Below are 980 nucleotides of genomic sequence, written 5' to 3' on the forward strand. Positions count from 1 at the left end.
TGCGGGTTCAGGGCGGTGACGAGGCCGATGGATTGTTCCACGGTGAGGCGAAGGTGTTCGGTGTTGGCGGTGATGCCCCGGACGCAGCGGGCCGTGAGGGTGCGGCACGCGGCTTCGAGGTGGGAGATGCTCTTGTGGAGGCTGTGGACGATGATGGGTTCGAAGGCGTTGAGCTGGAGCTGGCCGGCCTCGGCGGCCATGGTGATGGTGACGTCGTTGCCGATCACCTCGTAGGCCACCTGGCTGACCACTTCCGGGATGACCGGGTTGATCTTGCCGGGCATGATCGAGGAGCCGGACTGCACCGCGGGGAGGTTGATCTCGCCGAAGCCGGCGCGCGGGCCCGAGGAGAGCAGCCGGAGGTCGTTGCAGATCTTGGAGAGTTTCACGGCGACCCGCTTGAGCACGCCGGAGAGGTGCACGAAGGCGCCGACGTCCTGGGTGGCCTCGATCAGGTCCACGGCCGTGACGAGCGGCAGGCCGGTGATTTCGGCCAGGTGCCGGCAGGCGGCCTCGGCGTATCCGGCGGGGGCGTTCAGGCCGGTGCCGATCGCGGTGGCGCCGAGGTTGATTTCGTGGATCAGCAGGTCGGCCTCGGCCAGGCGGAGCCGGTCCTCGCCGATCGTGACGGCGTAGGTRCCGAACTCCTGGCCGAGCGTCATGGGGACGGCGTCCTGGAGCTGGGTGCGGCCCATTTTCACCACCGTGCGGAACTCGAGGGCYTTKGCGGCGAAGGCGTCTTCGAGYTCGGTGAGGGCCTGGAGCAGTTCCCGCGCCGCGAAGATCGTGCCGAGCTTGACCGCGGTGGGGTAGACGTCGTTGGTGGACTGGCTGAGGTTGACGTGGTCGTTGGGGTGCAGCCGGGCGTAGTCGCCCTTCGGGTGCCCGAGGATTTCCAGGGCCCGGTTGGCGATGACCTCGTTGGCGTTCATGTTCGAGGAGGTCCCGGCGCCGCCCTGGATGACGTCGACGACGAATTG

At 67.9% G+C, this 980-nt stretch carries 1 protein-coding gene; it reads right to left on the bottom strand.

All coding sequences use genetic code 11. From position 1 onward, the window contains the following. Window positions 1-980: aspartate ammonia-lyase (locus AC1DN2_RS21315; protein WP_476851876.1), on the bottom strand; the 980-nt coding region annotated here is incomplete at both ends.

This window comes from Arthrobacter sp. 01L42, assembly GCF_056400005.1.